Consider the following 16,209-nt stretch of genomic DNA (forward strand, 5'->3'; position numbering starts at 1 on the left):
CATCTCGAGCAAAAACAAGAGTTCGCAATTCGGAAGGAATGGGCTTTTTCTTCGTTCGACGGCGAGGTGGCAGCACCGGCGGCTGGTATGCACTGAAGTGCCCCATGCGATCGGGATTCCACTCGATCGCCTTCTCGGTCAGGCGGAACAGCGTGATGTTCGAAGTGCTGGAAAGCTCAATCAGCCCAGCCTCTTCTAGGGCCTTCAGCATGCGGTAAGCGGTATCTGGCTTATCGGTGAGCAACGGCAGCTCCTCGATGATCTTGGCCTTGCTCAACGCGAAGAAAATCCCGTCGTCAGTCTTGATTGGCTTCGTCCAGCTCGGGCAGCCGTATACGAAGGCGAACAGCAGGGCCTGCTGAGAATTCAGCCCCCACTCCAGCGCCTTCACCTGATTGATCGTAACGGTGAACTGCATGTCAGGTGTTCCTGACGTAAGCGGAAAAGATAAAAGCTCGCGACACGTTTTCAGAATTCGAAAAACGTGTCGCGATCTTTCCGGTATTGTCCAGTTGTGGTTGTGCGTGCATAATCAGCTCCACTTGTTTTACCGCTGTTGAAAAAGCCGACCTCGTACGTCGGCTTTTTTGTGTCTGAAATTCAGGCTGCCTTAACTGACGCATCCATCACGTCCAAGCTTTGGCGTACGTGACTGATCTCTTGGCGGATCAGGTTCTTCTCGAAGGTGCTGACATGGTTGTCGCCCAGTGCCTCATGAACGGCGATGGTCAGATCGGCCACTTCCTTCGCGACATTGATCAGCGATTTGGTGAGCGCTTCAGGTTTTGGCTCGGTCCTCGCCACTAGGTCAAAACCGAACTCCGCGGCCAGGACTGCAAGCGGGCGCATGTCGCCGGTGTGCAGCAAGATCCCGAACAGATGCTCCACGGTCAGGCGGTGAGCATCGTTGTCAGGATTGGCGCGCTGCAGGAGGCTCACATGAGGAACACCCATCTTTGCAGCCAGGGATTTAGGCTCGTTGCCCTTCACTGCCGCCTGGCATGCATCCAAAAAGTCTTCCATTCGTAAAACCTCAAATTTGTTTCCGTAGCGCCCTGTCGATGCAGAAGCGATCATTTGCTCATTGGATAGGCAGACATGGACGTCAGGCGGCCTGCCCTTTCTTTGCTGCCTTGAATCTGCCCTTAGAAAGGACTTGGATCTGGTACTGCCGGGATTCGGGAATCGTTTCCCCCCACATAGTCACGGCGCTTGGACGAATGCCCAAAGCGAGTGCCAGCTTCGTCTTGCTGCCGAAGAATTCGGCGACTTCATGCGTATTCATTGCGCGTCCTCGTTCGAGCTTAAAACGATTTAAGCATGCTTAAGTTAAGGCATCAATGTTGATTTTCGCCTACTGCATGCTTAAATTCAGTTAACTTAATATTGAGTCCATGGAAAGACACGAACGCATCGCCCGCGCCATACAGGTCAGCGGTAAAAAGAAAGGGGAAATAGCATCGCTTTGCGGCGTTGCAAATTCGGCCGTCACTCAATGGATCACCGGTGAGAGCAAAAGCCTCAGGCCGGAGAATCTTTACGCGTTGGCGAAAGCGACTGGCTTCCGAGCGGAGTGGCTGGCCATTGGCGAGGGTGATGAGCGGGAGGCTTCTGAGTCGAACATTTCCCCCGCTGCCCTGCCAACAAAATCATTCCGCTACCCGGTAATCAGTTGGGTTGCTGCCGGGTCCTGGTCGGAAGCCGTAGAGCCCTACCCGGCCGGATTCTCGGACAACTATGAGTTCTCGGAGTACGACTCAAAGGGCACAGCGTTCTGGCTGAAGGTCAAAGGTGATTCGATGACGGCGCCCGCCGGCCAGAGCATCACTGAAGGCACTTTCATCTTGGTCGATACCGAAGCCGAGGTTGCCCCGGGCAAGCTGGTTGTGGCCAAGCTGCCAGATAGCAATGAAGCCACGTTTAAAAAGCTTGTCAGTGACGGCGGACGCTTGTTCCTGAAACCACTAAACCCTGGTTACCCGATTGAACCATTTGACGAGCATTGCCGAATCGTGGGCGTTGTAGTCAGGGCTTTACAGAAATTTTAAAGCGCAGTGAACCTGTGGTAGCGCAAACGGATATTCTCAAGGATCGAAGATGATGCACAACGAGCAGCTTATTGAATTGAAAAAAATCCTCGAGACGCAAAGAACCAAAACATTTGTTTTGCCTCCGCGCTTTTCTTTCAAGGAACATGATGTTTATGACTTCAATAGATTGCTCGCTTTCTTTGAGTGGGATATTCATGACACTCCAGTAACTATTGATCTAACACAGTGCCACACTGCCAATTATCAAGCCATCTCCTTGCTAACCATTTACGCTTGGAGACTGAAGGCGCAAGGATGCAAAGTTACATTCTTAGAGAACGAAAAGAGTACCGGAGCAAGCAGCATGTGGCGCGCGATGGGCGCCAGAGGGGCATTTTCTGTTTTATTTAATAAAGGACAGCAGTTTAAAGGACATCACTTCAAACCGTTATTTGCAGTCAGAGAAATTAATGACTTCAAGACCGTCATCGAGTCGGCTCAGGCATACACGAAGGGTTTCAACGTGGAGTACGAAGGGACGCTACGTTACGTACTGAGCGAGCTTCTCTATAACACTATGGAACATGGCCCATGCTACATGAGAAACGGGGTCATGCAGATTCCTTCCCTTGTCCAATTCACTTGGTACCAACAGCGAAATGAAATTCAATTCATTATCGCCGATCTTGGCATGGGCATAAAAAAACATATTGAGCAAGCTTTCCCCGGGCAAGAATCAGATGAGGAAGCCATTATGCTGGCCCTGAGGTCGAAGGTCTCAGGGACATTTGGGAAAAATGATCCTTATAGAAACAAGAACAATGCCGGCATGGGACTCTATATCTCATCGAATATTATTCGCCGCTTAAATGCAGATATGCACATCATTTCCAACCACGGTCTAGTCCATATTTCGCCAAGGGACATGACTCAGCGAAGTCTGGCGAATGCGTGGCCAGGCACATTAGTTCTAGTTTCTCTAAGACTCGAAAGTAACCCATCTTTTTTGCTTCACAAAATAATGCAAGAGTTCAGAGACGCTGCGGACAAGGAGCAAAAACAAGGAGACGCCAAAGAAGAAGAGTCGAGATGTATTTTCGGTATAAATAATTTCTTTGGTAGCTATGCCGAAGACAAAGAGGCGGCGATAAAATTCAGAGATAAGAGGATTTTCCCTGCATTAGACGAAGGGAAAACCATTGTTATAGATTTCGATGGGGTGAAGAGCTCTCCACATAGCTTTTTAAGCGCGCTACTCGCTTCGCCAATTAAAGGTCTAGGCATGAATGCCTACAAAGTTATAAAATTTGTCAATGCCACGCCGGAGATCCGAGAGACTATCGATTTCATTCTCGACGATAACACTTAAGAAAATATTGACACATAAAGATTTTCGTACTAAAAATACCAAGTCGATGCGAATGGAGTCGCATTAGCGTCGATTTCTAGGACTGTTTTTATAAGAAAACATTCCTTCCCCCCTAAAAAGCTCTCTAAATTTTAGAGAGCTTTTTTTTGCTCGCCCCCACCCGCACCCCTCTCCAGTCGGCAGCTTTGATTATGCCGTGCACCAGTTTCAACTTTGTCGTACTGCTCATCGGCTCCTTAAGACTTCTGTTACTTCTAGCGCGTTGCGCCAGACAGCCGCCGATGGCTCTCTCCGAGCATCATCCAAGAGGCTTACTTAGTGGATTGTAAATCCTTAGTACAGTCCGTCCACACTCCCAGTGTTAACTGCCGAAAACAATGTGACCAGCACCAAGCGTCCTTACGGCCATCTTGCCAAATTATGACAGCCACAATACTGTATACGCATACAGTACAAGCAAGGAGCTATCGATGCCCGCTACCGCTTCGCCCGCAAGACATTCAGGAGACTCATACGTAATGGTAGGTCGCCGCATCCAACGCCTGATTTCGGCTCCGAACGTGCAAAAGGTTCAGGTTTTGACCGTGGCCCGCAATGACGACGAGAGCCCGGAAGCTTGGCAGCAAGTGATTCAGGAGATTGAAGAAACAATCGGCATCCGCATCGAGCATTTAGAAGGAGGGGCCGTCAGGATAGGGTGGCGAGGGTACTGCGAAGGTTAAGACGAGCCCGCCATTGAGCGGGCTTTTTGTCGCTTTCGAATTTCAGCATTCTGAATTAATAATTTAAGCTTGCTTGACTATCAAGTTTCAGCTTGCTTAAATTCAGCTCAGGCCAGCAACGAACGCCGTCGGCCCGCAGCGAAAGCTGCGTCGCTCTTTAACAACTCGCGCCATAAACGATTACCCGGCTCACGCTGGGAGGTCAGCCCCGGCCACACCTGTGGGGCGAGATGAAGTCAGGTGAACAAAATCGCGCTGCCACTACTGGCGACCGGCGATCCGATAGCCCCGAAAGGCTACCAACGCGCAGAACTGCGACGGCGGACGAGGTGTTGACCGAACTGGCGAATGACCTGGTAGGAGGCGCGAGCAATTTCCGTAGATTTATTGATGCCGCTTTTCTGAAGCGGCATCAATCCATAGCGCAGAGCCCTCCCTGCCCTAAATCTCAGATGAAGGGGACAGTCAGGGAGTGCTCTGCGGTATGGATTGAACAATCGCCGAGGTAGAAAAAATGAATTTGCAACTTGCCCGCTCGGTCAAGAATTATGAACGCAGTAAATCTGACGAGGTGACAGCAATGACTATCCAAGCAGAGACACTCGTACAACTGACCGAGGCGCTGCAAGAGCGAGGCATGAATCTGGTTTCAGATGTTCACTTTACTCGCGCGCCATACCGGCATAACCATCTCTGGATCTGCACCGTAGAGTGACCATGCTCGTTGCCGGTGGCTTGGAATAAGACTCCACCGCCGGCCCCACCGCTTCGCTACGACGTTTTCAAACTTGAGATGGTGCAATCGGCATGGTCCAATAGATGATGGCCTTTCGCTACGGTGATCTCAGTTGAAGCAATATCGCGGATTGATAATCTTTTTTTCGGCAACGACGTTGCTCTTTATCTTGGCTCAGGTGTGGCACAAACAATCTGCCCCGGAAGAGAAAAAGGAGGAGCGGGAACGCCAGCTCAAAGGGCTCGCGCTCATCATGGGCGCCCAGTCCGGAAAAGTATCTGACGATTTAACTCGCGTCGATTCTGTGACCTACAGCGATGAGGTCATGCGTATCTCTTACACACTCAAAAACGTCACGAAAGACGAAATCGATTCTGATGAATTCACCAAGGACGCAAGAGCGCTTGCAGCTACTGCATTCTGTAATGAAAAAGGGTTAGGGCAATTCGTGAAATCGGGTCTTTCCGTTGACCTCCTGTACAAAGATTCAACCAGTTCACCGGTAGCCGAGTTTCAGATAGGCAAATCCGACTGCCTCTGAAGTCTGCCCCCTGAAGCCCGCCTCTCACGCGGGCTTTTTTCTGCGCGTCGCATCGCAATGATCCCGCGCAGCTAGTCATCAATACCCCGACCAATCCCGAATGCACTCCCCTCCGCGCCCAACGGCAACCAGCGGAGCGGATGAGTGCATTCGAGTTTTGTTGGATCAACACTCCGCCACCCTGGAGGCGACCATGTCAGCTCTACGCAAGCTCATCCCGGAAGACGATTTTCTCGATACAGAGGCTGGCCAGGAATGGTTGACCGAGTCGGTCGACGATCTGCTGCGCCGGCGCCATATCGAAGCGCCGAATCCGGTGGGACGAAGCAAGGTTCTGGTCAACGCTGATCACCTGCCGGAAGCGCTGGCGGATCACATGGCTGCGAATCCAGACCCAGACCGCTGTATCGAGAAAATCCTTATCGAGCTGGTCCGGCGCGGCGATGGCGGGATCTTGCACACCTGGGCCGTCGAAGCCGTCGGCGGTGATCCGCTGATCATTCGAACATTGGCTGGCGACCTGGTCGCGGTGCACGCCAACGAGTACCGCGATGCCAAGCGCGAAAGCGATCGCGTCGAGCAGGAGTGTGGCTTTTGAGCCCGCACATTCTGATCGACAAAGCACTTGATGGTGTCACCGCTCCCTTCGCCCATGAGGAGACAGGGCTGCTCGTACAGGAGCTGATCACCCGCCTCTTCACCGACGGCGCCATCACCATTGACGAGTTCAACCACTACTGCGAACGGCTGCGCGACGTCTGTCAGCAGCGCAAGGAGACGGCATGAGTACGGCACCGGTTAAATCGCTGATTGATGAGCAACTGGAGGACATCGAACACAAGATCGCCCTGCTCGGCTTCGGTCTTCCTTTCAACGAGGTGATCGGTCGCAAGCGCGAGGAGTTGGTTTCGAATCTCCCGCAACGCTTGGCGCCGTCCATGAAGGGCAAACGGATCGCTGTGAAGGTTCGGCCGTGACCGGTCGCCAGCTGGCCCGCCGCATTCTGATCCGGCGCGGCTCGTTCTCCGCCATCGGCGTCTTCACCTTCCTGATGCTGCTCAGCGCCCTCGCCGACCGCATCACTCAATAAATCAAACATTCATTCGCTGCGCGCCCGGCGCGGCAAGGAACAGTCATGTCCGTTCAAAGCGTGGCGCCGGTGGCGCACGACCGAAACCTTCACGTACTTCCGCACGCAGCAACCAGCACCAGTGCTCTGGTGTTGGACGGCGATAGCCTGGACAAGATGATGCGCCTGGCCGAAGTCATGGCCACCGGCCGCGCCACGCTGCCCAAGCACTTCAACGGCAATGCTGCCGATTGTCTGGCGGTCGTCATGCAGTCGATGCAGTGGAAGATGAACCCGTTCGCCGTGGCGCAGAAAACGCACTTGGTGAACGGCGTGCTGGGCTACGAAGCGCAGCTGGTAAACGCGGTGATCACTACCTGCGCACCGGTGGTGGATCGCCTGCACTACGAGTGGTACGGCGCCTGGGAGAAGGTGATCGGCAAATTCACCATCAAGAACGGCGACAAAGGCGAGTACCGCGTCCCGGGCTGGAAGCTTGAGGACGAGGAAGGTCTGGGCGTAAAGGTCTGGGCGACCTTCCGGGGCGAAGACGAGCCGCGAGTCCTTGAGTTGCTGCTGGCCCAGGCTCGCACCCGCAACAGCACACTTTGGGCTGATGACCCTCGCCAGCAACTAGCGTACCTCGCCACCAAGCGCTGGTCGCGCCTCTACTGCCCGGACGTGATCCTCGGCGTGTATAGCCCGGACGAGTTGGAAGAAACCGCGCCCACCATTCGCGACGTATCACCGGCGCGTAGCGCGGCACCAGCGGAACTTCCGCCCTACCCCGACGATAAGCTCGCGGAAAACCTGCCCAAATGGCAAACCGCGGTCGACGCCGGCCGCTCCGCCCCTGATCACCTGATCGCAACCGTCAGCAGCAAATTCACCCTGAGCCAAGAGCAGATCGCCAAGATCAAAGCGCTCGCGCCAATTGAAGGAGACCAAGAATGAAAATCCACAATGTCGCTCAGGGCTCCGAAGCCTGGCACGCGCTCCGCGCCAACTACTTCACTGCTTCAGAAGCGCCGGCAATGATGGGCGCCTCGAAGCAGATGAAGCGCACTGAACTGCTGCACGCGAAAAAAACCGGGCTCGATCGGGACGTGTCATGGTGGGTGCAGAAAAATCTCTTCGATAAAGGACACGAAGCCGAGGCTCTCGCTCGGCCGATTCTTGAGGGGCGAATTGGCGAGGACTTGTTTCCCGTCGTCGGCACCGAAGGTGATCTGCTCGCATCCCTCGACGGCTGCACAATCCTCGGCGACGTGCTGTTCGAACACAAAATGTGGAACGAGCAACTGGCTGCCGACGTTCGCGCCGGCAACCTTGATCCGCACTACTACTGGCAGCTCGAACAGCAGCTGCTGGTCAGCGGCGCAGAGAAAGTAATTTTCGTCTGCTCCGACGGCACCGAGGAAAACTTCGTTTCGATGGAATACACGCCGGTGCAGGGCCGGGCCGCGACACTTGTCGCAGGCTGGAAACAGTTTCAAGCCGATCTACAGGACTTCACTCCCGCCGAGGCGGTGCCGGAGGCTGTTGGTAAAACGCCGGAATCCTTGCCCGCTCTGCGCATCGAGGTTACTGGGATGGTCACGGCGAGCAACCTTGAGCAGTTCAAGGCTCACTCGCTGGCCGTCTTCGGTTCGATCAACACTGTGCTGGAAACCGATCAGCACTTCGCTGACGCCGAAAAAACGGTCAAATGGTGCGGTGATGTCGAGGAGCGGCTGGAAGCTGCCAAGCAGCATGCACTGAGCCAAACCGAAAGCATCGACGCGCTGTTCCGCACCATCGACGAAATCAGCGCCGAGGCGCGCGCCAAGCGCCTGATGCTCGACAAGTTGGTGAAAGCCCGCAAGCTCAGTATCCGTGAAGACATCGTCATGGATGCAGCCAAGGCGCTGAAGGTCCACATCGACCAGATCAATACTTCACTGGGCGGGAAAGCGCGGATGCCGGCGGTGCCTGCAGATTTCGCCGGAGCCATCAAAGGCAAAAAGACGATCAGCAGCCTCCGCGACTCTGCCGATTCCGAGCTGGCCAGGGCGAAAATTGCTGCCAGTCAGATCGGCGACAGCATCCGGAGTAACTTGGCCAGCCTGGACGAGCTCGCAGCCGACTACATGTTCCTGTTCAACGACGTTCAGCAGTTGGTGATGAAGGCGAACGACGATCTGGTCACGCTGATCAAATTGCGGATTTCGGAACACAAGAAGGCCGAGGAGCAGAAAGCCGAAGCCCAGCGCGAGCAGATCCGCCAGCAGGAGCTGCAGCGAATCGAAGCTGAGGCGAAAGCCAAGGCACCGATCGAGCCAACGCCAGTCGCAAGCCCGGCACCAGTGACGGTCGCTGCGCCGACTCAGACTGCCGCGAAGTCAGCAACCACCACTGCGGCGCCGGTAAACCTGCAGGCCGAAGTGTTCGACCTGGAATCGCTGGTCAAAGCTGTCGCCTACGGCCAAGCCCCTATTTCGCTGCTGACCGTGAACTGGGACGCGCTCGACGCGATGGTCGCAGACCAAGGCTCCAAGTTCAGCATGGCCGGCGTGAAGCTGGTCAAGGTGGCAGCATGATCAGCAACCACCTCAACCTGGTGGAGCAGCAACGGCCGGAAGCTGAGGCGATCTCTGAACGAGTCGCCCAGTACCTGGCCGCCGGCGGACAGATCGACCAGCTGAAAAGTCCGCCGCGCAATCCGCTGCCTCCGCCTCGCTCGAAGAAAATAGACCCTGAAACGGTCCTCAAGCGACGCCCGAAGCCGATATCGGCCGCCGACCGCAAGGCGCTGCGCAAGATGGCGGACGAACTATGAAATCGAAACGCAAACCCAACAACGGTTTCGCCCGGGCCGAGCGCAGCTGCCGGGCGCTGCTCAGCACCAACCACGTCGCGGCGGTGAACATCGACCCGAGCGGTAGCCAGATCATGGTGAACTGGAAGAACTGCCGGCAGATCCGCAGTCTGGCGATCGCCAATGCCCTGTTCGACTTCTCCTACCGCTGGACGATCTACATCGGCGCCATGTGTCGAGACGAGCGCAGCGGCGAGTACATCAAGTCCGTGGAGATCTCGCCTGAGGGTATGTACAAGGTCGAGAGCCTGACGGACGCGATCGAGCATCACTACCTGGAGCTGCGCGGCACCTGCAATCCGAACCACATGATCGCGTCGGGATGGATCGCCGTCCCGGCCGAGGTGTCGCTGACAGAGGCCGAGGCCGCGAAGCTGTTCCTCGCCGCCGGCGCCTGGAATCAGGTGAAGGTTGCAGCGTGAGACGAACCACCAACCGGGCGGCCACGCGCCGCCGACAGACCTGGCTGGACTTGCCGGCCAGCGGAATTGAAGAGGTAGGCCATGGCCGAAGAACAGGAACTTGCGCCGGTCGAACCGCCGCTGACAGCGGAAGCCATCAAGCAGCGCAAGAAGCGCGAGAAGGCAGCAGCGAAGGACGCTGCATTGGGCGTAGAGAAGTTTACGGTTGAGGTCGCCGGCGTGTTCAAGCCAGACCTCAAGCGAGTCATGACCGCCCACGGCTTCAACAACCAGCAGGAGGTGTATCAGAACCTGCTGCGTAATCTGATCGCAGCCGACTTCGAAACGCAGGCCCAGATGCTCAAATGTGTCACGACACCTTTTGTAGTTACTGAAAAGGTGTCGCGCATTATTCAGGCCGCCGGAATGAAGTCGCTCGCCGACGATCCGCCAGAGCCTGACGACGAAATAGTTGAGCCTTAACGCTCAGCTTTCAACGTCAGGATGATCGTTTCCGGCTCATCTTTCCGAGTATTGCCTGGTAATTGGGTAACTACATGGCCATGCAGACTTCCGCCTACGGAAAGGGAAACTTCGAATTCCCCCTCTGCACGAACTTCGCCAGTGTGCCCGTAGGTGCCTTCTCGAAGAGTAACCCTGTAAACGTCTTGCTCATCGGTATGCTCCAAAAAAAGCTCCTCAGAGCTTTTCTCGCGATCATACGTTGCAAGGCTTGAGCCTGAGCTAATCGTCAGACGGTCAATTTAAACTTCCCCACTTTTTTCTCCTTCCGGCTCCATGCCGGGCAGAACACAAATACCCCACTTCCACGAATCACGCCAGCCGGCGAGGATCCACTATGGAAATCGAATACGGATCGGTCTGCTCCGGCATCGAGGCGGCAACGCTTGCATGGAAGCCGCTCGGCATGCGGGCGACCTGGTTCGCCGAGATCGAACCCTTCCCCAGCGCGGTGCTGGCCCATCACTACCCGAATACGCCGAACCTCGGCGACATGACCAAACTCGGCGCCCAGGTGCTGGCCGGCAAGATAGCCGCACCGGACTTGCTCGTCGGCGGAACCCCGTGCCAGGCGTTCAGCGTTGCCGGGATGCGCGAAGGCCTCACCGACCCGCGCGGCGCCCTTACCATCAAATACGTGGAGCTTGCAGATGCAGTTGACTATGTTCGCGCCGGCCAGCGAAAGCCCGCCTGCGTTGTCGTCTGGGAAAACGTCCCCGGCGTACTTAGCGACAAAGGGAACGCCTTCGGATGCTTTCTTGGCGCGCTTGCTGGGGAAGACTGCGAACTGCAGCCTTCAGGGAAGAAATGGCCGGACGCTGGTTGTGTGTATGGACCCAAAAGAACAATCGCGTGGCGGATCCTGGACGCCCAATATTTCGGCCTGGCCCAACGACGCCGCCGTGTGTTCGTTGTCGCAAGTGCTCGAGACGGATTCGATCCCACCGAGGTACTTTTTGAGCGCGACGGCGTGCGCAGGGATTATGCGCCGCGCCTTGGCGAGGAAGAAAACGTTGCCAGCACCATTGCAGGCGGCGCTCGAAAGAGGGGCGGATACAGCACGGACGATATTCCTCTGACCGCGCCAACCCTCCGCGCGCAATCACAAAGCAGCCATCGTGCAGACTCCGAAGCATTCATTCCAGTATCGGCTTATGGCGGTGGGCGCACCAGCGGGGCAATAGATGTCGCGGCTTGCCTGACCGCAAAAGGGATGCGGATTGATTTCGAGGTTGAGAGCTTCGTGGTACACGGCACTCAGGATCCCGATGTGCGAATCGATCAAGCGCACACACTCGGCAGAAATAATGGGATGGAAAATGCCGTGCTGGCTTTCTCGTGCAAGGATTACGGCGGAGATGCCGGCGAGATATCGCCAACACTGCGCGCTATGAACCACTCGGGAAGCCATGCAAACGGTGGCGGTCAGGTTGCAATCGTCGCATCAGTTTCGCCAACCCTCAGGTCGGGGAACATGCGCAATAACAGCAACCCAGTGACCGAGGCTGAAATGCTGGTAGGCGGATCAAAGGTGCGGCGCCTGACTCCGCGTGAGTGCGAACGCCTACAAGGTATGCCGGACGACTACACGCAGATCCCATGGGATGGCTGGCGAAAGCTCGACTCCGACGAAACTCCTGAACAGTGCATAGCCGATGGAATGGATGTGCGACAGGCGAAGAAGAGCAAAGTCTGGTACGTCCGCGACGCCGACGGCCCGCGCTACAAGGCAATCGGCAACAGCAAGGCCGTGCCCTGCGTGCGCTGGATCGGCCGGCGCATCCTTCTACAGATCAACTCGGGCTGATCAGCAATTCGTCGTCATCAGAGGTAAGAGTGGGTTCCAGATCCTGAGGCCTGTTCGGATCCAGCGGTTGCTGCCTTTTCTGTTCTCTCTTGGATTCGAGAAGCTGACGAGTTCGACCCACGTCAAACGTTTTACCCGCAGCCAGTGTTTCGAGCGTTGAAGAAATCCGAAAAAAGCCACCGCAAGGGGCGCACGTAAACCGCAATCCGCCTCCAAACGTCAGGTGCTGCACCGCATCAGCATTACCGCAGATTGGACAAGTCATTGCGCCACTCCTTTTTCTGGTCACTGAACTGCAAAAAATCCGGTAATGCACCGGTCTTTGTTAAGCATATCTCTGATCGCTAAAACGCAAGGCGATTTACGTAATTAGTGATGGCAAGCCCTCCCACCCTCCACCGCCCGGGCATGCCCCGGCATAGGACGCGCATGCTCAAAAATCAGGACTACCTCAAACAACTGCTGAGCTATGACCCAGGTACCGGGCTGTTCACTTGGCGGGTTGACCAAGGCAGCGCGAAATCTGGGTCCGTCGCAGCAACCAAGGCCACAAACGGCTACCTGGTCGTGATGGTCGACAAAAAGTATCAGAGCCTGCACCGATTGGCCTTCGCGTTCATGGGGCACGCCGTTCCGGACTGTGTCGACCACATCAACGGAGACCGCACGGATAACCGGTGGGTAAACCTCCGGCCAGCGACTGCGATCGAGAACGCCAGAAACCAGCGACTTCACAGGACCAACTCCTCCGGATTGCCGGGCGTCATGTGGGATGAGAGATCGCGGTGGCGAGCCTATGGCTATCTGGGGGGTCGCTACATCCCGCTCGGCCGGCACCAAACCCTGCTCGACGCTGCTGCAGCTCGAAAGTCATTCGAAAGCCAGAACGGCTACCACTCCAACCACGGGAAATAGCCCCATGCCCACAGAAAATAAACCGGCCGAGCCGCTGAAGATTGAGCGCTCGACCGTCACGAAGCTGGTGATCACCGGTGCGCCGAGCCTCGACCCGATCACCGTGTTCCTCGAAGACCTGTCGCCCAAACGAGGCAAGATCACGGTCAGCTGCTACGACAAGAGCTGGCACGCCTACTGGGGCGGTATGTGGGACGGCCACACAATTGCGCAGTTCTTCTGCGAGCTGAGCACCTGCTACGTCATCGGTTACTTCGACCAGTCACTGCGTTCTCGGCAATTCAGCGGTGATGCTCTCGCAAATGAGGCGCAGCGCCTGGTGCTGAAAGAGCGACGTCGCTTTGAATTCACATCGGACGAAGCACGCGAGATGTTCGACGCGGCAGAGGATCTACGCGAATCGCCTTCGGTTGATCATTTGCACGCCGTCCACAGCGAACTGATGACCAAGCTGTTCGGCGACGAGTGGTGGCACATGACGTGCGATGCCACTGAACCCAATCCCGATTACGCCTACCTCGAACGAATCATCCTCGCGGTGCAGCAGGCGCTGCGCCAGGATCAACCGCAGCAGGAGGCAGCATGATCAACTTTCTCTGGCGACTGATCGCCAAGCTCCTTGCCCGCCAGGCAATCGCCGACTGGCTCATCGCCCGCGCCAAGCTCACCCCGTACCTGCACATCATGTCCGCCGACGGCACCGAGATGTACATGGGCCGCTGGTGGCTGTTCAACCCGTACGACCCGGTGACCGGTAAGCGCCGCATCAGCCTGATTCCGTGGTCGATACGAATCCACCACATCAAGCGCGAGGACAACGCCCGCGACCTTGATGACCACCCATGGAATGCGCGCACGGTCATCCTGCGAGGCGGCTACACGGAGCAGCGCCTGCTTGACCATGAAGACGCTGCGCTGTCAGGTCTGAACGTTCCGGCCAACGCTCAAGCGACCGAGTACATCGACCGGCGCCCAGGTGAAACCGCCCAGCTCCGCTACGGCGAATATCACCGGATCGACAGAGTTGCCGATGGCGGCGCATTCACCCTCTTCATCACCAGCCCCTACAAAGGGACTTGGGGATTCCTCGTAAACGGCGTGAAGGTGCCTTGGCGCACCTACACCAATTCGGATAACTGATTGGAGATTGCATGATGCGCAACATAAAAACGCGTGAAGGTTTCGAGTTCTGGGACAAGCTGAATGCCCTTCCGCGCTACGCCTTCCTCCTTTCGCCGTCCGGCAAGTCGGTGCAGAAGTTCGAAGACCAGGCCATGGGCAACTGGATCGACGTGCACGAAGCGCAAAAGGTCGTTGACGAGGCGCAGGAACTGATCAGCGAGTTGCAGGAAGAAGTGGCCCGCCAAAAGCGCTATGTGCAAATCAACGGTGATTCAGCCCAAGGCAAGCATGCGGAGGGCCAGCGGTACCGAGACGAGCGTGACGCCCTGCAGCAGCGCCTGAACGCAGCGGATCAGAGAATCGATGACCTGACCCCGCAAGCAGGCTGGAAGCTCGTACCGATCCAACCCACCGCCGAAATGCTCAGCGCGATCGGAGCAGACGCCAAAGATCCAGCCCTTGCCCAAGCGCACGCGGCGCAGCACTGGGCGGCGATGATTGAAGCGGTACCGAGCCAACCCGATCAATTGCGTGACGCCGTGAAAATGATCGCCGCCCTCAACCCCAACACCGAGGCAGAAAGTCATGAGTAATTCCAATATCACACTTGCTCAAAGGCTGCGTGAATACAACCATAATTCTCATCACATAAACCCAATGTCGGAAGCATTCCATACGCTTATAGACGACGCGGCAGATGCACTGTCGGTCAGCGATCTGACAGAAGATGTATTGAATATTGCCTACTGGGACTTTGACGCACGCGTCAAGGGTCATGCGCCATATTGTGCACCGTGCGGCAGCCCATCGCATGCATTCAAGACTGCGATATTTGCTGCAATTGAGTCTGTCAAACTGAGGGGTCGACCATGACCAATAACACAACGATTGACGGCGTGTCGCGGGAGTTGACTGAGCCAACTCACCAGATGGCGCAGGCTGGTTGCCAAGCGTACATGGCAGCCGACGGCATGATCGGCATCATGCATCACTCTTCGATGGGTCACGCATACGTTGCGATGCGCGCACTCGATCCTGAAGTCACCGCCCTGCAATCCACCATCGCCCAGCTACAGGCGCGCATCGCAGAGCTGGAGAGCGGGAGGGGTGAAGTTGCGCGGTACGACCGCTATTACCAAGGCGCATGGTTTGAAGTGGACGCCCGAGATGTTGCGCGCTTCGAGAAGGACGGATGGAAGATCCGACGCCTCTACACCGCCCCGCCAGCGCCGGTCGCGGTTGTGCTTCCTGATCGCGAGCTGCTGCGCGATAAGATCGCGGAAGCTATTGGCGGCGACACATACGACTGCACGCGAGTCTGGGCGGCTTGGGGTGTTGGCACTATGGATCAAGACGACTTTGTCCAACTGATTGAGCAGGAAGATCGGCTTTACGAAATCGTAGACGCCTGCCTCGACGCCACCGCTGCGCTGAACACTCCGAAGTAACCCACTACTCCCTCCCCCTTCAAAGTCAGCCGCTATAGCGGCAAGGACGAAGTCATGCCTGAAGAAAAAGTCGTGATGTACGAATCTCCGGAAGCCGCCAGCATTCAGACCTTGACTGGCTGGGTCGCCGCCGATGGCCGCTTCTGGGGTAACGATGAACACATGGCCCGCTGGTGCGGCGCCACCCATCGTCGCTGTGAGAAGAATCCAGAACACGCCATCTACGAGGTCCGAAGCTACTGCCGTGAGTGCTACGAAGAAAGCCGCCAAGCGAAATTCGCAGCCATGCCAGTCAAGGAATGGGCCGGCGAGCCCCTGGTCATCTTCGACGGCGACCGGTACTTCTTCGATGAAGACAGTCTGCGCGATTACCTGATCGACAGCGATATCGAACTGGCTGACGTGCAGCTCTGCATCTGCGAGCCGAACTATCCCCGCGAAATCGACCCTGAAGACCATTTCATCGACGACCTTCCGGAAGATGGCGAGATCCGCGACGACGAACTGCTTGCGGCATTCGATCTGCTGAACGAGATGATCCGCCAATCTCAACCGCTGTCGTGGTCGGAAGGCGAGTTCGCCGCCCGCCTTCCGCAGTCGCTTATCGATGAGGTCACCGCAGCTAGGGCGGCGCAATGATCACGAAGTGCGTACTCGGCTGCACCCTCTT

At 56.4% G+C, this 16,209-nt stretch carries 24 protein-coding genes and 1 pseudogene; 21 read left to right on the top strand and 4 right to left on the bottom strand.

Features of this window, described 5'->3' with window-relative positions; all coding sequences use genetic code 11:
• Window positions 1-28: 28 nt before the first annotated feature.
• The 3 genes and pseudogenes from ACTJK9_RS01245 to ACTJK9_RS01255 form a co-directional block, all read right to left on the bottom strand.
• Window positions 29-418 (bottom strand): annotated as a pseudogene (locus tag ACTJK9_RS01245) (phage replication protein); the annotation flags it as partial.
• A gap of 182 nt (window positions 419-600) precedes the next feature.
• Entirely contained in the window at window positions 601-1,023 is a 423-nt protein-coding gene (locus ACTJK9_RS01250) for a phage regulatory CII family protein (protein ID WP_003225286.1), read from the bottom strand.
• An 82-nt stretch (window positions 1,024-1,105) separates the two neighbouring features.
• Entirely contained in the window at window positions 1,106-1,285 is a 180-nt protein-coding gene (locus ACTJK9_RS01255) for a Cro/CI family transcriptional regulator (RefSeq protein ID WP_440811445.1), read from the bottom strand.
• 109 nt (window positions 1,286-1,394) lie between these two features.
• Between ACTJK9_RS01255 and ACTJK9_RS01260 the strand changes: the two genes are divergently transcribed.
• The 14 genes from ACTJK9_RS01260 (at window position 1,395) to ACTJK9_RS01325 (ending at window position 12,054) form a co-directional block, all read left to right on the top strand.
• Entirely contained in the window at window positions 1,395-2,048 is a 654-nt protein-coding gene (locus ACTJK9_RS01260) for a LexA family protein (protein WP_440811447.1), read from the top strand.
• 52 nt (window positions 2,049-2,100) lie between these two features.
• Complete coding sequence (locus ACTJK9_RS01265; protein ID WP_440811449.1) at window positions 2,101-3,399, top strand: STAS-like domain-containing protein; 1,299 nt, start codon at window positions 2,101-2,103, stop codon at window positions 3,397-3,399.
• A gap of 518 nt (window positions 3,400-3,917) precedes the next feature.
• Window positions 3,918-4,121 (top strand): DUF1654 domain-containing protein, encoded by a 204-nt coding sequence (locus ACTJK9_RS01270; RefSeq protein WP_440811451.1) that lies wholly within the window; start codon window positions 3,918-3,920, stop codon window positions 4,119-4,121.
• A gap of 514 nt (window positions 4,122-4,635) precedes the next feature.
• A complete protein-coding gene (locus ACTJK9_RS01275) occupies window positions 4,636-4,836 on the top strand; it encodes a hypothetical protein (RefSeq protein WP_440811454.1) in 201 nt (66 codons plus the stop codon).
• Window positions 4,837-4,969: 133 nt separating this feature from the next.
• On the top strand, window positions 4,970-5,398 hold the full coding sequence (locus tag ACTJK9_RS01280) for a hypothetical protein (RefSeq protein WP_440811457.1): 429 nt from the start codon (window positions 4,970-4,972) through the stop codon (window positions 5,396-5,398).
• A gap of 193 nt (window positions 5,399-5,591) precedes the next feature.
• Window positions 5,592-5,996 carry a hypothetical protein gene (locus ACTJK9_RS01285; protein ID WP_039772248.1) on the top strand — a complete coding sequence of 135 codons (405 nt, stop codon included), beginning with the start codon at window positions 5,592-5,594 and terminating at the stop codon, window positions 5,994-5,996.
• Window positions 5,993-6,184 (top strand): hypothetical protein, encoded by a 192-nt coding sequence (locus ACTJK9_RS01290; RefSeq protein ID WP_248739469.1) that lies wholly within the window; start codon window positions 5,993-5,995, stop codon window positions 6,182-6,184. Before ACTJK9_RS01285 ends, ACTJK9_RS01290 begins: the two co-directional genes overlap by 4 nt.
• Entirely contained in the window at window positions 6,181-6,375 is a 195-nt protein-coding gene (locus ACTJK9_RS01295) for a hypothetical protein (RefSeq protein WP_039772243.1), read from the top strand. The genes ACTJK9_RS01290 and ACTJK9_RS01295 overlap by 4 nt, the downstream gene beginning before the upstream one ends.
• Before the next feature lie 158 nt (window positions 6,376-6,533).
• A complete protein-coding gene (recT, locus tag ACTJK9_RS01300; RefSeq protein WP_440811460.1) occupies window positions 6,534-7,421 on the top strand; it encodes a recombinase RecT in 888 nt (295 codons plus the stop codon).
• Entirely contained in the window at window positions 7,418-9,046 is a 1,629-nt protein-coding gene (locus ACTJK9_RS01305; RefSeq protein WP_440811462.1) for a YqaJ viral recombinase family protein, read from the top strand. The genes recT and ACTJK9_RS01305 overlap by 4 nt, the downstream gene beginning before the upstream one ends.
• A complete protein-coding gene (locus ACTJK9_RS01310; protein WP_440811464.1) occupies window positions 9,043-9,285 on the top strand; it encodes a hypothetical protein in 243 nt (80 codons plus the stop codon). The genes ACTJK9_RS01305 and ACTJK9_RS01310 overlap by 4 nt, the downstream gene beginning before the upstream one ends.
• Window positions 9,282-9,746, top strand: a complete 465-nt coding sequence (locus ACTJK9_RS01315; RefSeq protein WP_440811466.1) for a hypothetical protein — start codon at window positions 9,282-9,284, stop codon at window positions 9,744-9,746. Before ACTJK9_RS01310 ends, ACTJK9_RS01315 begins: the two co-directional genes overlap by 4 nt.
• An 81-nt stretch (window positions 9,747-9,827) precedes the next feature.
• Entirely contained in the window at window positions 9,828-10,208 is a 381-nt protein-coding gene (locus ACTJK9_RS01320; RefSeq protein WP_440811468.1) for a hypothetical protein, read from the top strand.
• A gap of 376 nt (window positions 10,209-10,584) precedes the next feature.
• Window positions 10,585-12,054, top strand: a complete 1,470-nt coding sequence (locus tag ACTJK9_RS01325) for a DNA cytosine methyltransferase (RefSeq protein ID WP_440811470.1) — start codon at window positions 10,585-10,587, stop codon at window positions 12,052-12,054.
• On the opposite strand, the gene ACTJK9_RS01330 is transcribed toward ACTJK9_RS01325, so the two are convergent.
• Window positions 12,041-12,319: a hypothetical protein gene (locus ACTJK9_RS01330; RefSeq protein ID WP_440811473.1), complete on the bottom strand. Its 279-nt coding sequence runs from the start codon at window positions 12,317-12,319 to the stop codon at window positions 12,041-12,043. The genes ACTJK9_RS01325 and ACTJK9_RS01330 overlap by 14 nt on opposite strands.
• Before the next feature lie 164 nt (window positions 12,320-12,483).
• Here ACTJK9_RS01330 and ACTJK9_RS01335 point away from each other — a divergent pair, with 164 nt between their 5' ends.
• Genes ACTJK9_RS01335 through ACTJK9_RS01365 form a run of 7 tightly spaced genes read left to right on the top strand, consistent with a single transcriptional unit; the run spans window position 12,484 to window position 16,178 of the window.
• Complete coding sequence (locus tag ACTJK9_RS01335; RefSeq protein ID WP_440811475.1) at window positions 12,484-12,969, top strand: HNH endonuclease; 486 nt, start codon at window positions 12,484-12,486, stop codon at window positions 12,967-12,969.
• A 4-nt stretch (window positions 12,970-12,973) separates the two neighbouring features.
• On the top strand, window positions 12,974-13,555 hold the full coding sequence (locus tag ACTJK9_RS01340) for a hypothetical protein (protein ID WP_440811478.1): 582 nt from the start codon (window positions 12,974-12,976) through the stop codon (window positions 13,553-13,555).
• Window positions 13,552-14,109 carry a hypothetical protein gene (locus ACTJK9_RS01345; RefSeq protein ID WP_440811481.1) on the top strand — a complete coding sequence of 186 codons (558 nt, stop codon included), beginning with the start codon at window positions 13,552-13,554 and terminating at the stop codon, window positions 14,107-14,109. The genes ACTJK9_RS01340 and ACTJK9_RS01345 overlap by 4 nt, the downstream gene beginning before the upstream one ends.
• Before the next feature lie 14 nt (window positions 14,110-14,123).
• Window positions 14,124-14,684 (top strand): hypothetical protein, encoded by a 561-nt coding sequence (locus tag ACTJK9_RS01350; RefSeq protein ID WP_440811483.1) that lies wholly within the window; start codon window positions 14,124-14,126, stop codon window positions 14,682-14,684.
• The gene (locus ACTJK9_RS01355; RefSeq protein WP_440811485.1) at window positions 14,677-14,964 is read left to right on the top strand and encodes a hypothetical protein; all 288 of its coding nucleotides are present in this window, start codon (window positions 14,677-14,679) and stop codon (window positions 14,962-14,964) included. Before ACTJK9_RS01350 ends, ACTJK9_RS01355 begins: the two co-directional genes overlap by 8 nt.
• On the top strand, window positions 14,961-15,539 hold the full coding sequence (locus tag ACTJK9_RS01360) for a hypothetical protein (protein WP_440811487.1): 579 nt from the start codon (window positions 14,961-14,963) through the stop codon (window positions 15,537-15,539). Before ACTJK9_RS01355 ends, ACTJK9_RS01360 begins: the two co-directional genes overlap by 4 nt.
• 54 nt (window positions 15,540-15,593) lie before the next feature.
• A complete protein-coding gene (locus ACTJK9_RS01365; protein ID WP_440811490.1) occupies window positions 15,594-16,178 on the top strand; it encodes a hypothetical protein in 585 nt (194 codons plus the stop codon).
• Window positions 16,179-16,209: the final 31 nt, after the last annotated feature.

It is taken from the genome of Pseudomonas sp. 22082 (genome assembly GCF_052046055.1).
Taxonomy (GTDB): Bacteria; Pseudomonadota; Gammaproteobacteria; order Pseudomonadales; family Pseudomonadaceae; genus Aquipseudomonas; species Aquipseudomonas pharyngis.

Bases quoted from the DNA above. Each gene is read 5' to 3' on its own strand.
- ACTJK9_RS01260 (WP_440811447.1), top strand. From the start codon at position 1,395: ATGGAAAGACACGAACGCATCGCCCGCGCCATACAGGTCAGCGGTAAA.
- ACTJK9_RS01345 (WP_440811481.1), top strand. From the start codon at position 13,552: ATGATCAACTTTCTCTGGCGACTGATCGCCAAGCTCCTTGCCCGCCAG.
- ACTJK9_RS01265 (WP_440811449.1), top strand. From the start codon at position 2,101: ATGCACAACGAGCAGCTTATTGAATTGAAAAAAATCCTCGAGACGCAA.
- ACTJK9_RS01270 (WP_440811451.1), top strand. From the start codon at position 3,918: ATGGTAGGTCGCCGCATCCAACGCCTGATTTCGGCTCCGAACGTGCAA.
- ACTJK9_RS01275 (WP_440811454.1), top strand. From the start codon at position 4,636: ATGAATTTGCAACTTGCCCGCTCGGTCAAGAATTATGAACGCAGTAAA.
- ACTJK9_RS01360 (WP_440811487.1), top strand. From the start codon at position 14,961: ATGACCAATAACACAACGATTGACGGCGTGTCGCGGGAGTTGACTGAG.
- ACTJK9_RS01325 (WP_440811470.1), top strand. From the start codon at position 10,585: ATGGAAATCGAATACGGATCGGTCTGCTCCGGCATCGAGGCGGCAACG.
- ACTJK9_RS01315 (WP_440811466.1), top strand. From the start codon at position 9,282: ATGAAATCGAAACGCAAACCCAACAACGGTTTCGCCCGGGCCGAGCGC.
- ACTJK9_RS01250 (WP_003225286.1), bottom strand. From the start codon at position 1,023: ATGGAAGACTTTTTGGATGCATGCCAGGCGGCAGTGAAGGGCAACGAG.
- ACTJK9_RS01285 (WP_039772248.1), top strand. From the start codon at position 5,592: ATGTCAGCTCTACGCAAGCTCATCCCGGAAGACGATTTTCTCGATACA.
- ACTJK9_RS01255 (WP_440811445.1), bottom strand. From the start codon at position 1,285: ATGAATACGCATGAAGTCGCCGAATTCTTCGGCAGCAAGACGAAGCTG.
- ACTJK9_RS01365 (WP_440811490.1), top strand. From the start codon at position 15,594: ATGCCTGAAGAAAAAGTCGTGATGTACGAATCTCCGGAAGCCGCCAGC.
- ACTJK9_RS01310 (WP_440811464.1), top strand. From the start codon at position 9,043: ATGATCAGCAACCACCTCAACCTGGTGGAGCAGCAACGGCCGGAAGCT.
- ACTJK9_RS01350 (WP_440811483.1), top strand. From the start codon at position 14,124: ATGCGCAACATAAAAACGCGTGAAGGTTTCGAGTTCTGGGACAAGCTG.
- ACTJK9_RS01330 (WP_440811473.1), bottom strand. From the start codon at position 12,319: ATGACTTGTCCAATCTGCGGTAATGCTGATGCGGTGCAGCACCTGACG.
- ACTJK9_RS01320 (WP_440811468.1), top strand. From the start codon at position 9,828: ATGGCCGAAGAACAGGAACTTGCGCCGGTCGAACCGCCGCTGACAGCG.
- recT (WP_440811460.1), top strand. From the start codon at position 6,534: ATGTCCGTTCAAAGCGTGGCGCCGGTGGCGCACGACCGAAACCTTCAC.
- ACTJK9_RS01355 (WP_440811485.1), top strand. From the start codon at position 14,677: ATGAGTAATTCCAATATCACACTTGCTCAAAGGCTGCGTGAATACAAC.
- ACTJK9_RS01295 (WP_039772243.1), top strand. From the start codon at position 6,181: ATGAGTACGGCACCGGTTAAATCGCTGATTGATGAGCAACTGGAGGAC.
- ACTJK9_RS01305 (WP_440811462.1), top strand. From the start codon at position 7,418: ATGAAAATCCACAATGTCGCTCAGGGCTCCGAAGCCTGGCACGCGCTC.
- ACTJK9_RS01340 (WP_440811478.1), top strand. From the start codon at position 12,974: ATGCCCACAGAAAATAAACCGGCCGAGCCGCTGAAGATTGAGCGCTCG.
- ACTJK9_RS01335 (WP_440811475.1), top strand. From the start codon at position 12,484: ATGCTCAAAAATCAGGACTACCTCAAACAACTGCTGAGCTATGACCCA.